This is a genomic window from Streptomyces omiyaensis, assembly GCF_014650895.1.
Classification (GTDB): domain Bacteria; phylum Actinomycetota; class Actinomycetes; order Streptomycetales; family Streptomycetaceae; genus Streptomyces; species Streptomyces omiyaensis.
Genome location: NZ_BMVV01000003.1, coordinates 277784 through 291737, shown reverse-complemented (window position 1 = coordinate 291737; position 13954 = coordinate 277784). Strand labels below are relative to the sequence as shown.

The window sequence follows — 13954 nt, the reverse complement described above, 5'->3', positions numbered from 1 at the left end:
ATCCATACGGATCTTCCCTTTCCGACACGTCCCGCACATCCGGACAGCCCCAGCCGCCATCCGGGACAATCTGCGCATTTGAACGCTTACGACATCCCATTGCGCGCCCCGGGGAAAGGACGCGATGCCATGCCGGAGACCGCATCCACCACCCGGGCCCCGGACGCCCTCCTTCCGTCCCTCACGCCCCTGCTCCACGAATGGCTGCCACGGCAGCGCTGGTTCGCGGGCAAGGGCCGCCGGGTCACCGGATTCACCCTGGACGCGGCCACCGAGCTGCTCCCCCTGGACGGCGCCGGACCCGGACTCCTCCACCTCCTGCTGCGGGTCGAACAGCCCGGCCGTCCGGCCGGCGAACCCGCCGACTGCTACCAGCTCCTCCTCGGCGTGCGGAGCCAGCTCCCGCCACGCCTCGCCCCCGCCCTCATCGGACGCGTCCGGCAGGGCCCGCTGGCCGGCCGCGCCCTCTACGAGGGACTGCGCGATCCGCGCCTCGCCGGGCTGCTCTACGAGCGGCTGCGCTCCCCCGGCCGCACCGGACCGCTCCGCTTCCACGCCACCCGCCCGCTGCCCGGAGCGCTCGCCCCCCGGGTCCTCGACGCCGAACAGTCCAACTCCTCGCTCGTCTTCGGCGACGCCTACATCCTCAAGATCTTCCGCCGGGTCAGCCCCGGCGCCAACCCCGACCTGGAGCTCCCCCTCGCCCTCGACCGGGCCGGCTGCGCCCGCGTACCGGCCCCGGTCGCCTGGTTCGAGTCCGGCGCGGCGACCCTGGGCGTGCTCCAGCCCTACCTGCGCGACTCCCGCGACGGCTGGCGCCTCGCGCTCGACGCGCTGGCCGCCGGCCGGGAGTTCACCGCCGAGGCGCGGTCGCTCGGGCGGGCCACCGCCGAGGTCCACCTCGCCCTCGCCCGGGCCCTGCCCACCCAGCGGCTGCCGCGCACCGAGACCGAGGACCTGGCGGCCGCCATGGACCGGCGGCTGCACGCCGCCGCCCAGGCCGTCCCCGCGCTCCTGCCCTACGTCCCCGGCCTGCGGGCCGTCTTCGCGGCGGCCGGGGAGGCGGAGGGGGCCGGCACCGTGCAGCGCATCCACGGCGACCTGCACCTCGGGCAGACCCTGCGCGGCTCCGACGGCGCCTGGGCCGTCATCGACTTCGAGGGCGAGCCGGCGAAGCCCCTCGACGAGCGCCGCCGCCCCCAGCCGACCGTCCGCGACGTCGCCGGGATGCTCCGCTCCTTCGACTACGCGGCCCGCACCCACCGGCCCTGGAACGCCGACTGGGCGGCCCGCTGCCGGGCCGCCTACTGCACCGGCTACGCCGAGGTCGCGGGCGCGGACCCGCGCACCGACCCGGCGCTCCTGCGCGCCTACGAGACCGACAAGGCGGTCTACGAGGTCGTCTACGAGGCCCGTCACCGCCCCGACTGGCTCCCCGTCCCCATGTCCGCCATCCAGCGTCTCGCCGCGGCCCGTTGAGCGCGGGGAGCCCGGCGGGCGAGATGGCCCGTTCGGCGGAGTGTCCTGACGGACGGCCGGGGAGTTGCCTTGTTCGTACCCATTTCGACTTCTCAGGAGGCCTCGCGTGACCGCGAAGACGCCCCGCCCGGCGCCCCCGCTCGACCCCGGCGAGCGCGCGCGGCTGCTCGCCGGGGAGCACCACGACCCGCACGCGCTGCTCGGCGCCCACCCGGTGAAGGGCGGGGTCGTCGTCCGGGTGCTCCGGCCCTGGGCGCAGGGGGTGACGGCCCTGCTGCCGAAGGGGCGGACGGTCGAGCTGCTCGACGAGGGCGACGGCCTCTTCGCGGCGCTCGTGCCGCTGCTGCGGAAGGTCCCGGCCTACGAGCTGCGCGTGCGGTACGAGGGGAGCGAGGTCGCCGTCCAGGATCCCTACCGGCACCTGCCGTCCCTCGGCGAGCTGGACCTGCACCTGATCGGCGAGGGCCGGCACGAGGAGCTGTGGACGGCGCTGGGGTCCCGGGTGATGACCCACGGCGGGGTGACCGGCACCCGCTTCGCCGTCTGGGCGCCGAACGCCCGGGGCGTCCGCGTCACCGGCGACTTCACCCACTGGGACGGCACCGGGCTGCCGATGCGCTCGCTCGGCTCGACCGGCGTGTGGGAGCTGTTCGTGCCCGGGGTCGGGGAGGGCGCGGTCTACAAGTACGACATCACCCGGCCCGACGGCTCGCACACCGTCCGCGCCGACCCGATGGCCCGGCGCACCGAGTGCCCGCCGCGGACCGCCTCGATCGTCACCGAGTCGCACTACGCGTGGGACGACGCCGAGTGGATGGCCCGGCGCGGGGCCCGGCCGCCGCACGAGGCGCCGATCTCCGTCTACGAGCTCCACCTGGCGTCCTGGCGCCCCGGTCTGACCTACCGCGAGCTCGCCGTCGAGCTCCCCGCCTACCTGGCGGAACTCGGCTTCACCCACGTCGAGTTCATGCCCGTCACCGAGCACCCCTTCGGCGGCTCCTGGGGCTACCAGGTCACCGGCTTCTACGCGCCGACCGCCCGCCTGGGCACCCCGGACGACTTCCGGTTCCTGGTGGACGCGCTGCACCGGGCGGGCATCGGCGTGCTCATGGACTGGGTGCCGGCCCACTTCCCGAAGGACGAGTGGGCGCTCGCCGAGTTCGACGGGCGGCCCCTCTACGAGCACCCGGATCCGCGCCGCTCGCACCACCCGGACTGGGGGACCCTGGAGTTCGACTACGGCCGCAAGGAGGTGCGGAACTTCCTGGTGGCCAACGCGGTCTACTGGTGCCAGGAGTTCCACATCGACGGGCTGCGGGTCGACGCGGTGGCCTCGATGCTCTACCTGGACTACTCCCGCGAGTACGGCGAGTGGCTGCCCAACGAGCACGGCGGGCGGGAGAACCTGGACGCGGTGGCCTTCCTCCAGGAGATGAACGCCACCGTCTACCGCCGCTGCCCCGGGATCGTGACCTTCGCCGAGGAGTCGACCGCCTGGGACGGCGTGACCAGGGCGACGGACCTGGTCGGCCCCGGAGGCTTCGGCGGCCTCGGCTTCGGCATGAAGTGGAACATGGGCTGGATGCACGACTCGCTCCAGTACATGGAGAAGGAGGCGGTGCACCGCAGGTACCACCACCACGAGATGACCTTCTCGATGGTGTACGCGTACAGCGAGAACTACATCCTGCCGATCTCGCACGACGAGGTGGTGCACGGCAAGCGGGCGCTGGTGTCGAAGATGCCCGGCGACTGGTGGCAGCAGCGCGCCAACCACCGGGCCTACCTGGGCTTCATGTGGGCCCACCCCGGCAAGCAACTCCTCTTCATGGGGCAGGAGTTCGCCCAGGGCTCGGAGTGGTCGGCGGACCACGGGCCGGAGTGGTGGCTGCTCGACCCGGCGTACGGGGCGGAGGCCGACCACCGGGGCGTGAAGGACCTGGTGCGGGACCTGAACCGGGTCTACACGGCGACCCCCGCGCTGTGGGAGCGCGACACCGCGCCGGAGGGCTTCCAGTGGGTGGCCGGGGACGCGGCCGACGACAACGTCCTCGCCTTCCTGCGCTACGACGCCTTCGGCTCCCCGCTGCTCGCCGTCTGCAACTTCTCCCCCGTCGTCCGGCACGACTACCGGCTCGGGGTGCCGGACGCCTTCGCCGCGTGGGGCGAGGTGCTCAACACCGACGCCTCCCGGTACGGCGGCTCGGACGTGGTCGGCACCGACCCGGTGAAGACCGAGTCGGTGCCGTGGCACGGGCGCTCGGCGAGCATCCGGACGACGCTGCCGCCGCTCGCGACGGTCTGGCTCAGGCCCGCCTGACGATCCCGAGCCGCTGGGTCGCCCGGGTCAGCGCCACGTACAGGTCGTTCGTACCGTGCGGGGAGCCGGCCCGGACGGCCTCCGGGTCGACGACGAGGACCGTGTCGAACTCCAGGCCCTTCGCCTGGCGGGGGTCGAGGAGGACCACCGGGCGGGTGAGGTCGGGCGCCGGGCCGTGGGAGGCGTCGGGGAGGGCCCCGGCCAGGGCGGGGAGCAGCTCCGCCGGGGCGATCACGGCGAGCCGGCCCTCGTGGCGGGCCTCGGCCGCGACCGCGGCGGCGGTCTCCTCGACCGGGTCCTCGACGGTCCGGTCCCAGGGCTCGACGCCGGTGGAGCGGACCGAGCCGGGCGGCTCGAAGGCGGGGTCGTCCCGGCGGCGCACCGCGGCGGCGACCGCCATGATCTCGGCGGGCGTGCGGTAGTTGACCCCGAGCCGCACGTGCTGCCAGCGGTCCTGCACGTGCGGGGCGAGGATCGCCTGCCACGCGCCGACGCCGGCCGGGTCGCCGGTCTGGGCGGGGTCGCCGACCAGGGTCATCGAGCGGGTGGGGCTGCGGCGCATCAGGAGCCGCCACTGCATCGCGGACAGCTCCTGCGCCTCGTCGACGATGATGTGGCCGAAGGCCCAGGTGCGGTCGGCGGCGGCCCGCTCCGCGGCGGTGCGGTGGTCGGCCTCCTCCTGCCGCTCGGCGAACCGCTCGGCGTCGATGATGTCGTGGGCGGACAGCACCTCGGAGGCGTCCTCGTCGAGCTCCTCCTTGTCCTCGAACTCGTAGGTGCGCGAGGCGAAGGAGACGTCCAGGACCCCCTGCGCGTACTGCACCCGCCGCTGCCGCTCGGCCTCCTGGGCGGCACGGGCCGCGGAGTCGTCGTGGCCGAGGAGCTCGGCGGCCTCGTCGAGGAGCGGTACGTCGCCGGGGGTCCACGCGCCGCCGTCGCGCCGGATCGCGGCCGCGTCCTCCTCGGGGAGGTGGGTGGGCTCGGCGAGGAAGTCGGCGAGGAAGTCCTCGGGGGTGAGTTCGGGCCAGAGCGAGTCGATGGCCGCGTGCACGTCGGGGTTGGCGGCGATGCCCTTGGCGAGCAGGGCGATGTCGTCGGGGCCGAGGAAGTTGGGACCGCCGTAGGGGTCGGCGCCGATCCGGTCGGCGAGCTGCGCGGCGAGCGCGTCGAGGATCCGGAAGGCGAAGTAGGGGCGGGCGAGGTTGTGCGGGAGGGCGGTCTCGCGGGCCTTGTGACGGGCCTCCAGGGCCATGTCCCAGTCGAGGACCAGGTCGCCGTCCTCGTGCGGGACGACGAGCGGCGCGCCGCGCCCGGGGACCTGCTGCCGGTCGCGCACGGCCGCCGCCAGCGCCTCGGCCATCCGGACGTCGCCCTTCACCGCGGCGGCGCGGGGGGCGTCGGCGGCGGTGGCGCGGACGCCCGGGTAGAGCTCGCCGGGAGTGGCGAGCAGGACGCCGGTCTCGCCGAGCGAGGGCAGCACGTTGCCGATGTAGCCGAGGAAGGCCGGGTTGGGGCCGACGATGAGGACGGCCCGCTTGGCGAGCTGCTCGCGGTGGGCGTAGAGCAGGTACGCGGCCCGGTGCAGGGCGACCGCGGTCTTGCCGGTGCCGGGACCGCCCTCGACGACGAGGACGCCGCCGTGCGGGGAGCGGATGATGGCGTCCTGCTCGGCCTGGATGGTCTGCACGATGTCGTGCATGCGGCCGGTGCGGGCGGCGTCGAGCGCGGCGAGGAGCACCTCGTCGGCGTCCCGGCCCTCGTGCCCGGAGCGGGTGCGGTCGGCGAGGTCCAGCACCTCGTCGTGGAGCGAGACGACCTCGCGGCCCCGGGTGGTGATGTGCCGGCGGCGGCTGAGGCCCATCGGCTCGTGGCCGGTGGCGAGGTAGAAGGGGCGGGCGACCTCGGCGCGCCAGTCGACGACGAGCGGGGTGCGCCGCGGGTCGTCCTCGCGCAGGCCGATGCGCCCGATGTGGTGGTCGCGTCCGTCCCGGAAGACCAGCCGCCCGAAGCAGAGTCCGGTCTCGCCGGCGTTGAACGCGGCGAGCAGCCCGGACTGCTCGGCCACCATGATGTCCCGCTCCAGGCGCGACTGCGCGCTCCCGGTCCCCGGCGTGCCGAGGGCCGCGCCGACGGCGGCCTCGGCCCGGTCCCGCAGATCGTCGAGCCGCGCGTAGAGCGAGGTGATGAATTTCTGCTCGTCCCGAATTGGCTCGGTTGACAATTCGACTCCCAGCGCGATACAGTGCCTTTAGTGAAATGCTCCGCGAATTCGCCGGACATAAGCTGACGCAAACCGTCGGCAAGCACACGGAATTCATCAATATAGACGCCGCACCACCCCGACTGTCAATTCAGCCGGGGTATTTTTGTGCGCTCTTCCAGGATATTCGGTCAGGCCCCGGCGTGCCGGAGGACGGCCCGTGCCAGCGGTGCGTGCACCGCCGGGGGCAGGGCGTGGCCCATGCCGGGGATCTCGGCGAGCCGGGCGCCGCGGACCACCTGGGCGAGGTGCTCGGCGTGCGGCGGCGGGGCGACCGGCTCGGCCGGCGCGGAGATCACCAGGACGGGCACGGCGGTGGCGGCCAGCTCGTCGGTGCGGAGCAGTCCGGAGGCGTCGGCGCGGGCGTGGGCGGTGCCGGGCCGGTGGTGTCCGGTGTGGGCGACGATCGCCCGCTCCTGCGCGCGGAACCAGTCCGCGTCGAAGGGGAGGCCGTCGCCGGCGAGGGCCCGCCAGTGCTCGACCCGGTGGTCCAGCTCCGCCTCCGGGTCCCGGTCCTCCTCGGGGAGGGACCAGAACTCCAGCAGGTGCCGCGCCGGGCCGGGCAGCTCCTCCACCGGGACCCTGACCCCGTCGGGACGGACGTACGGGGTGGCGCTGAGCGCGGCGGTGCCGATGACGGTGGCGCCGAGCAGCCGGTCCGGGTGGTCGGCGACGAGGAGCTGGGTGAGCAGCCCGCCGAGGGACATCCCGACGACGTGGGCCCGCTCGACCCCGAAGGCGTCCAGGACGGCGACGGCGTCCTCGGCGAGCCGGCTCAGCGGATAGGGGTTCTCGTCGAAGGCCCAGGTGGAGCGGCCGGTGTCGCGGTGGTCGTAGCGGATCACCCGGTGGCGGGCGGCCAGCAGCTCGACCAGCCCGTCGGGCCAGGCGAGCCCGGACGCCTGCGCGCCCATGACCAGGAGCAGCGGGGGGCGGTCGGCGTCGCCGCGCTCCTCGGCCCAGAGCCGTACGCCGGGCTCCACGTCCACGTACCGTCCACGGATCATGCCGGTCTCCTCCCGCTCTCTCAACAAGACGAGACGTATCGTATCGCCATCTCCCCGGGAAAGGTCAAGCACCCCCGCAGGGCCGGGCCCCGGCGGGGCCCGGCCCTCCGGCTACGGGGTGGTCAGGCTCTTGTGGAAGTGGACGTCCTCCGCGCCGCCCGGGATGCCGAGCGTGCGGCCGGTCTCCGCGTACCCGTGGCGCCGGTAGAAGTCCGGGGCCTGGAAGGTGAAGGAGGAGACGACCGCCCGGTCGCAGCCGCGCCGGCGGGCCTCCGCCTCGGCCGCGCGCAGCAGCCGGCTCCCCCAGCGGCCCCGGCGGTGGTCCTCGTGCACCCACAGCATGTCGATGCCGAGCAGTCCGCCCCAGGTCCAGGCGGTGAGCCCGCCGACGGTCTCGCCCGTCGCCGGGTCGACGGCCCGCACCGACAGCTCGCCCTGGTCCTCGGCGGTGGTCCCGGTGGCCGCAAAGTTGTACGCGTCGAGGCCGCGGTCCAGGAGCTTGGCGAGGTCCGGGTCGCGGCCCCCGACGGTCAGCCCCACGGCGTCGTGATCATGGTTCATGGGCCGAGTCTGACACGGCCCGGCGCCCGGGCGCTCAGTCCAGGACGTCCGCCAGCTCCTGTCGGAGCTTCCGCTTCGAGCGGGCCCCGACCAGCGACTTCACCGGCTCGCCGTCCTTGAGGACGAGCAGGGTGGGGGTGGCCAGGACGCCGTGGCGGACGGTGGTCGCGGGGTTGTGGTCCACGTCGATCTCGACCACGCGCAGCCGGCCCTCCTCCTCCGCCGCGAGCGCGGCGAGCACCGGCTTCAGCCGGCGGCAGGGGCCGCACCAGGCGGCCGTGAACTGCACCAGGACCGGCGGCCCCGGCGACAGGGCGTCCGCCGCGAAGTCCGCGTCCGAGGTCACCTTCACCGTCGCCGCGGCCACCGGCGCGGGGTTCCCCGCCGGGGCCGGGACCGTCGGGGCCGGGTCCGTCGGGGCCGGGTTCCTCGCCGGGGCGGGGTTCGTCGTCATCTCCGTCACTCCTCCGTGCTCGCTGTCGTCTCCGTGCCGAGCTCGCACCGGGGGGCCGGACCCGAGGGCAGCTCCGCCTCGGCCCGCAGCAGCTGGACGGCCACCTGGTCGCGTGCCTCCTGGAGGCGGCCGAGCAGCGCGTCCAGCTCGCCGAGCTTGCGGCGGTAGACCGCGACCGACGCCGGGCAGGAGTCCCCGGCCGGGTGGCCGGCCCGCAGGCAGTCCACGAACGGCCGGGTCTCCTCCAGCCCGAACCCGAAGTCCTGGAGGGTCCGGATCTCCCGCAGCAGCCGCAGGTCGCCCTCGTCGTAGACGCGGTGGCCCTGTTCCGTGCGCCGGGCGGGCAGGAGACCACGGGACTCGTAGTACCGCAGGGTCCGCGTGGTCGTCCCGGCCCGCTCGGCCAGCTCTCCGATGCGCATGGCGACGAACGTACGCGTTGACGTCGGCGTCAGGGCAAGGGGAAGGAACGGCGGAAGGTCAGCCGGCCGGCCGGAGCGGCGGCACGCCCTCCGCCTCCCGGTACGGGAGGTGCGCCTCCGGCTCCACCCGCGGCCGGCCGGACTCCGGGCGCGGCTCCTCCGGCCCGGTCCCGTCGACCCGGGCGGGCTGCGCGCGCAGGCCGTGCGGGACTCGCGGGCAGGTGGTGGGTCCGGCGCGCAGCCGGTCGTGGGTCCTCACCGGCTCGTCGGCGAGGGCGTCCGGCCGGTCCGGGCCCGGCGCCGGCGGTGGCGAGGAGAAGGAGCACCCATCCCTCGAAGGGGCCGCCGAGGCGTCCGGCGTCGGTGCGGAACTCTTCGGTGATCGGGGCGTTGAAGTCGAGAGGCAACTGCCGTCCCTACCGTCCTCTTGCCTCCATGTCTCCGCTTTCGAGCGCGGACCGACACGCGACGCGAGTGGGCCCATTCTCACGCGAAGGCCCTTGACGCCGTCAAGGGCCTTCCGCACGGGACGGGTTCCTCCCGGTGCCCGGATCCGGCTCAAGGCCCGGGTCCCGGGAGGAGGTTCACGGCGTCACACCCCGGCGCGGGCGCGCTCCTCGCCCTGGTCGCGCTGGTCCGGTACGGCCGCGGGGTCGTCGGCCGGGGCGTGGTCGTCGACGAACGTCTTCTCGTCGAAGGGGAACTTCCCCGCCAGGACCTCGGTCACCCGCGTCCGGTCGATCTCCTTCGTCCAGGTGCCGACGAGGACGGTGGCGACGGCGTTGCCCGCGAAGTTGGTGAGGGCGCGGGCCTCGCTCATGAAGCGGTCGATGCCGACGATCAGGCCGACGCCGTCGACCAGGTCGGGGCGGTGCGACTGGAGGCCGCCGGCCAGGGTGGCGAGGCCGGCGCCGGTGACGCCGGCGGCGCCCTTGGAGGCGATGATCATGAAGACGAGGAGGGAGATCTGCTCGCCGACGGAGAGCGGGTCGCCCATCGCCTCGGCGACGAAGAGCGAGGCCATCGTGAGGTAGATGGCGGTGCCGTCGAGGTTGAAGGAGTAGCCGGTGGGGACGGTGATGCCGACGACCGGCTTGGAGACGCCCAGGTGCTCCATCTTGGCGATCAGGCGGGGCAGCGCGGACTCGGAGGAGGAGGTCGAGAGGATCAGCAGGAACTCGCGTCCCAGGTACCTCAGGAGCGACCAGATGTGGATCCCGGCGACCAGCCGGAGCAGCGCGCCGAGGACGACGAAGACGAAGAGGGCGCAGGTCAGATAGAAGCCGATCATGATGACGGCGAGCGACTTCAGGGCGTCGAGGCCGGTCGCGCCGACGACGGCGGCGATGGCGCCGAAGGCGCCCACCGGGGCCGCCCACATGATCATCGAGAGGATGCGGAAGACCAGCCGCTGGATGTGGCCGATGCCGCGCAGCACCGGCTCGCCGGCCGGGCCCATGGCCTGGAGCGCGAAGCCCGCGAGGAGGGCGACGAGCAGGGTCTGGAGGACCTCGCCCTCGGTGAAGGCGGAGACCAGGGTCGTCGGGATGATCCCGAGCACGAAGTCGGCGGTGCCCTCGCTCGCGCCCTCCGCCTGCCGGGCGCCGGCCTCGGCCAGCTCCTTGGTGAGGTGGAGGCCGGAACCGGGCTCCAGGAGGTTGCCGACGACGAGGCCGATCGCGAGTGCGACGGTCGACATCACCATGAAGTAGCCGAGCGCGAGGCCGCCGACGGCGCCGACCTTGGCCGCCTTGCGGACCGAACCGACGCCCAGGACGATCGTGCAGAAGATGATCGGCGAGATCATCATCTTGATCAGGTTCACGAAGCCGGTGCCCAGCGGCTTCAGCTCGACGGCCACGCCCGGGGCCAGGAAGCCGACGCCGATGCCGAGCAGGACGGCGCCGATGACGGCCAGATACAGATAGTGGGTACGGTCCCGGCGTGCGGCCACGGGGTCCTCCTCGCGCTGATGGGTGTCCACGTCCCGGTGGACTCCGCGACTATCCACCAGCCTGTGACCGGGGTCACCGTTGCGTTCCTTTCGTTCATGGCCGAAACGTCATCCGTCCGGCCGGGCCCGCGCGGCGGGGGCTGTCGGGAAGGGAACGATTCGGGAACGCAACGCACCGGAGCAAATCCCGGCGTGCACACTTGCTCGCATGCGTCTCCCGCTCCTCCGCTCCCTCCCCCGGCCCCGCAGCCTGGCCGGCCAGCTCTTCGCGATGCAGGTCGTGCTGATGGCCGCGGTCGTGGCCGGATGCGCGGTCTTCGCGTACCTCACGGACCTGGAGCAGGCCGAGGAGACCGCGCGCCGCCAGTCCACGGCGACGGCGACCGCCGTCGCCGGCTCCCCGTCCGTGGTGGCGGCGGCCCGCTCGGCCGACCCGTCCGCCGCGCTCCAGCCGTACGCGGAGGAGCTGCGGCGCCGGGCGGACGTGGCCTTCGTGGTGGTCATGGCACCGGACGGGACGCGGTGGACCCATCCGGAGCCCGCCCAGATCGGCCGCCACTACCTCGGGCACATCGAGCCGGCCCTGCGCGGCGAGACCTTCTCCGAGACCCACCTCGGGATCCTCGGCCCCTCGGTGCGGACGATCACCCCGGTCGTCTCCGGCGGGCGGGTGGTCGCGCTGGTCAGCGCGGGCATCACGATCGAGCGGATCAGCGCGCAGGTGCGGGAGCAGGTGACCGCGCTGCTCGGGATGGCCGGTCTGGCGCTCGCGCTCGGCGGCGCCGGCACGTACGTGATCAACGCCCGGCTGCGGCGGCACACCCACGGGATGAACGCCGGCGAGCTGAGCCGGATGCACGACTACCACGAGGCCGCGCTGCACGCGGTGCGGGAGGGCCTGGTCATGCTCGACGGGCGGCGCAGGATCGCGCTCATCAACGACGGGGCGCGCGAACTGCTGGGCCTGGACGGGGCGGTGGTCGGCCGGCCGGCCGCCGAGCTCGGGCTGCCGGCGCCGCTGACCGGGGCGCTGCTCTCCTCGGAGCCCCGGGTCGACGAGACCCACCTGACCGACGACCGGGTCCTCGTCGTCAGCACCCGCCCGGTGGTGGGCGGTGAGCGGCGCGGCACCGTGGTGACCCTCCGGGACCGCACCGAACTCCAGGCGCTCTCCGGCGAGCTGGACTCGGAGCGCGGCTTCACGGAGGCGCTGCGCTCGCAGGCGCACGAGGCGGCGAACCGGCTCCACACCGTGGTGTCGCTGATCGAACTCGGCCGGGTGGCCGAGGCGGTGGACTTCGCGACGGCCGAGCTGGAGCTGGCGCAGGCGCTCACCGACCGGGTGGTGGACGCGGTCGGCGAGCCGGTCCTGGCGGCGCTGCTGCTCGGCAAGGCGGCGCAGGCCAACGAGCGGGGCGTGGAGCTGGTCCTCACCGAGGGCAGCCGGATCGACGACGGGCTGCTCCCGCCGTCCCTGGCGCCGAGGGACCTCGTCACGGTCCTCGGCAACCTCGTCGACAACGCGGTGGAGGCGGCGGGCGGCACTCCGCAGGCGCGGGTGACCGTGACGGTCGCGGCCCGTTCCGGCGACGGCGAGCTGCTGCTCCGGGTCGACGACAGCGGGCCCGGCGTCCGCCCCGCCGACCGGGACGCGGTGCTCGGCCGGGGCTGGTCCACCCGGGGGCCGGGGCGCGGCCTGGGCCTGGCGCTGGTCCGCCAGGCGGTCACCCGTGCCGCCGGGACCCTCACCCTGGACGAGACCCCGGAGGGCGGCGCCCGCTTCACGGTCCGCGTCCCCCTCCCGCGCGGCGCCGCGGAGACGGCCGCCGCCGCGGAGACGGCCGCCCCGGTGCGGGGAGGCGCCGCGTGAGCGGGCCTCAGGAGATCCGGGTGCTCGTGGTGGAGGACGATCCCGTCGCCGCCGACGCGCACGCCCTGTACGCCGGCCGGGTGGAGGGCTTCCGGGTGGTCGGGGTCGCGCACTCGCGGGCGGCGGCGGTGCGGCTGCTCGACCGGCTCCCCGTCGACCTGATCCTGCTCGACCTCTACCTGCCGGACGGGCACGGACTCGCCCTGCTGCGGGCGCTGCGGGCCGCCGGCCACGGGGCGGACGTGATCGCGGTGACCTCCGCGCGCGACCTGGCGGTGGTCCGCGAGGGGGTGTCCCTCGGGGTGGTCCAGTACGTCCTGAAGCCCTTCGCCTTCGGCACGCTGCGGGACCGGCTGACGCGGTACGCCGAGTTCCGGGGCGCGGCCGGGGAGGCGTCCGGGCAGGACGAGGTGGACCGGGCGCTCGCCGCGCTGCGCGTCCCGCACGCCGCCGCCCTGCCGAAGGGGCTGAGCGGTCCGACCCTGGAGTCGGTCACCCGCACCCTGCGCGAGGCGCCGGCCGGGCTGACCGCCGCGGAGGCCGGCACGGCGGTGGGGATCTCGCGGATCACCGCGCGCCGCTATCTGGAGCACCTGGTCGCCGAGGGGCGGGCGGTCCGGGCCCCGCAGTACGGGCAGATCGGCCGGCCGGAGCTCCAGTACCGGTGGCGCGGCGGGCGCTGAGCCCGGGGCCCGCCGGCCCCCGCTCACCGGACGTCACGCCCCGATTACCGGCCGGTTCCCATGTTCCTACAGACTGTGGCCTCGGCCGAACACACCGTAGCCACGGATCCTCCCAGACGCCTACCGTGGCCGGGTGCACCATCCTTCTCCTCCCTTCGACGCCCCGGCCGCCCGCCGCCTGCGCCAGGCGCTCGGCATGGCGCCGGGCCACGTCGCGTACGGCCTGCGCGCCCAGTACGGCCTCTCCGTCACGCCCGACACGGTCGCCGCCTGGGAGCGCGGCACCCTCGCGCCGAGCGAACAGGAGCTGACCGCGCTCGCGGGCGTCCTGTGGTGCTCGCCCTCCGACCTGATCGCCGCCGCCTCCACCCTGCGGGAGCACCGGGTGGCGCGCGGGCTGGCGGCGGAGGAGCTCGCCCGGCGGGTGGGCGTCGCCGCGCAGGCGTACCGCCGGATGGAGGACGAGGGCAGCTGGAAGGGCACCGAGCGGCAGACCGCCGCGCTCGCCGAGGCCCTGGGGCTCGGCCCGCGCGCCCTCGTCACCGCGACCGGCGGGAGCGAACGGCTGACGGAGCTGCTGCGGGACGCGGCGACGACCCGCTGGCAGGCGTACGTGAAGCCGGTCGTCCGGATGCTGCCGCTGTCCAAGCGGGTGGTGGAGCCGGCGCTCGCCCGGCTGCACGCCGAGTACCACTCCCACATGGCGGCGACGTCCAGCTGGGGCGCGTCGGGGGCGACGGGCGACGAGGGCCGGGCGTACCTGGAGACGGTCGACGACCACTTCTGGGCGGCGGTCGGGCACTAGGCCGCCCCTTTCGGATCGCGCCGGTCGGGCCCGCGTCGCCCGGTGCCGTGCGTCGACAGGCGGTGGGGGCGCCCCCGTACGGGACGCACCCGGGTGTCCCGGCGACGCGGCGAGGTGCGGTGCCGGTCGGCGCGGGCCC

The 13954-nt window shown here is 74.7% G+C and carries 12 protein-coding genes; 5 read left to right on the top strand and 7 right to left on the bottom strand.

All coding sequences use genetic code 11. The features are described from left to right. Positions 1-129: 129 nt before the first annotated feature. The gene (locus tag IE287_RS06915; protein ID WP_189848005.1) at positions 130-1479 is read left to right on the top strand and encodes a maltokinase N-terminal cap-like domain-containing protein; all 1350 of its coding nucleotides are present in this window, start codon (positions 130-132) and stop codon (positions 1477-1479) included. A 106-nt stretch (positions 1480-1585) separates the two neighbouring features. Continuing rightward, the gene (gene glgB / locus IE287_RS06910; RefSeq protein WP_229883316.1) at positions 1586-3799 is read left to right on the top strand and encodes a 1,4-alpha-glucan branching enzyme; all 2214 of its coding nucleotides are present in this window, start codon (positions 1586-1588) and stop codon (positions 3797-3799) included. On the opposite strand, the gene IE287_RS06905 is transcribed toward glgB, so the two are convergent. From IE287_RS06905 to IE287_RS06875, 7 genes are all read right to left on the bottom strand, one after another. Then, the gene (locus IE287_RS06905; protein ID WP_189848003.1) at positions 3786-6020 is read right to left on the bottom strand and encodes a HelD family protein; all 2235 of its coding nucleotides are present in this window, start codon (positions 6018-6020) and stop codon (positions 3786-3788) included. The genes glgB and IE287_RS06905 overlap by 14 nt on opposite strands. Before the next feature lie 170 nt (positions 6021-6190). Beyond that, positions 6191-7066, bottom strand: coding sequence for an alpha/beta hydrolase (locus tag IE287_RS06900; protein ID WP_189848002.1), 876 nt, complete (start codon positions 7064-7066; stop codon positions 6191-6193). A 111-nt stretch (positions 7067-7177) separates the two neighbouring features. After that, complete coding sequence (locus IE287_RS06895) at positions 7178-7627, bottom strand: GNAT family N-acetyltransferase (RefSeq protein WP_189848001.1); 450 nt, start codon at positions 7625-7627, stop codon at positions 7178-7180. A 34-nt stretch (positions 7628-7661) separates the two neighbouring features. Further along, on the bottom strand, positions 7662-8081 hold the full coding sequence (locus IE287_RS06890; RefSeq protein WP_308436853.1) for a thioredoxin family protein: 420 nt from the start codon (positions 8079-8081) through the stop codon (positions 7662-7664). A gap of 5 nt (positions 8082-8086) precedes the next feature. After that, positions 8087-8503: a MerR family transcriptional regulator gene (locus IE287_RS06885; RefSeq protein WP_189848000.1), complete on the bottom strand. Its 417-nt coding sequence runs from the start codon at positions 8501-8503 to the stop codon at positions 8087-8089. Between the two features lie 58 nt (positions 8504-8561). Beyond that, positions 8562-8762 carry a hypothetical protein gene (locus IE287_RS06880; RefSeq protein WP_189847999.1) on the bottom strand — a complete coding sequence of 67 codons (201 nt, stop codon included), beginning with the start codon at positions 8760-8762 and terminating at the stop codon, positions 8562-8564. A gap of 333 nt (positions 8763-9095) precedes the next feature. Further along, positions 9096-10487: a cation:dicarboxylate symporter family transporter gene (locus tag IE287_RS06875; protein WP_229883315.1), complete on the bottom strand. Its 1392-nt coding sequence runs from the start codon at positions 10485-10487 to the stop codon at positions 9096-9098. A gap of 178 nt (positions 10488-10665) precedes the next feature. Between IE287_RS06875 and IE287_RS06870 the strand changes: the two genes are divergently transcribed. The 3 genes from IE287_RS06870 (at position 10666) to IE287_RS06860 (ending at position 13815) form a co-directional block, all read left to right on the top strand. After that, positions 10666-12327, top strand: a complete 1662-nt coding sequence (locus IE287_RS06870; protein ID WP_189847997.1) for a sensor histidine kinase — start codon at positions 10666-10668, stop codon at positions 12325-12327. Further along, the gene (locus IE287_RS06865) at positions 12324-13010 is read left to right on the top strand and encodes a response regulator (RefSeq protein ID WP_189847996.1); all 687 of its coding nucleotides are present in this window, start codon (positions 12324-12326) and stop codon (positions 13008-13010) included. The genes IE287_RS06870 and IE287_RS06865 overlap by 4 nt, the downstream gene beginning before the upstream one ends. Positions 13011-13206: 196 nt before the next feature. After that, positions 13207-13815, top strand: coding sequence for a helix-turn-helix domain-containing protein (locus tag IE287_RS06860; RefSeq protein ID WP_229883341.1), 609 nt, complete (start codon positions 13207-13209; stop codon positions 13813-13815). Positions 13816-13954 lie beyond the last annotated feature (139 nt).

Excerpts from the sequence above, each read along its gene's own strand:
- IE287_RS06915 (WP_189848005.1), top strand. The coding sequence starts at position 130 with ATGCCGGAGACCGCATCCACCACCCGGGCCCCGGACGCCCTCCTTCCG.
- IE287_RS06900 (WP_189848002.1), bottom strand. The coding sequence starts at position 7,066 with ATGATCCGTGGACGGTACGTGGACGTGGAGCCCGGCGTACGGCTCTGG.
- IE287_RS06895 (WP_189848001.1), bottom strand. The coding sequence starts at position 7,627 with ATGAACCATGATCACGACGCCGTGGGGCTGACCGTCGGGGGCCGCGAC.
- IE287_RS06890 (WP_308436853.1), bottom strand. The coding sequence starts at position 8,081 with ATGACGACGAACCCCGCCCCGGCGAGGAACCCGGCCCCGACGGACCCG.
- IE287_RS06885 (WP_189848000.1), bottom strand. The coding sequence starts at position 8,503 with ATGCGCATCGGAGAGCTGGCCGAGCGGGCCGGGACGACCACGCGGACC.
- IE287_RS06870 (WP_189847997.1), top strand. The coding sequence starts at position 10,666 with ATGCGTCTCCCGCTCCTCCGCTCCCTCCCCCGGCCCCGCAGCCTGGCC.
- IE287_RS06860 (WP_229883341.1), top strand. The coding sequence starts at position 13,207 with ATGGCGCCGGGCCACGTCGCGTACGGCCTGCGCGCCCAGTACGGCCTC.